Annotated in this window: 1 protein-coding gene; it reads left to right on the forward strand. The window is 54.0% G+C overall.

The features are described from left to right. Window positions 1–94 precede the first annotated feature (94 nt). A partial coding sequence (locus ACYQ78_RS39450; protein WP_459806113.1) for a hypothetical protein occupies window positions 95–287 on the forward strand: 193 nt, incomplete at its 3' end.

The following is a 287-nucleotide window of genomic DNA, read 5'->3' on the forward strand; positions in this document are numbered from 1 at the left end:
GTCAGACCGAATTGACAGGAATGAGAGTAGTTTGAGGGTGTGGCCCATGGTGGGATATTTGGTCGCGACGGCCGTTTGTTGGAGCGCTGTGAGCATGAGTTTCTACGCCTTGTCATATAGCTCCAGTTCCCTATCTCCAGACATCTACCTGAACATGGCCCTTCTAGCAGGGATTGACTGCGTTGTCTATGGCTGCGCCATGCCCATCATTGACTGGCTCTCTCCAAAGGGGGCTCAGCTGACCTCCTTGTCTTGCGCAGCTGCCCTGATGCTGTTTTGCTCTACCC

The sequence above is a fragment of the Herbidospora sp. RD11066 genome (genome assembly GCF_054661255.1).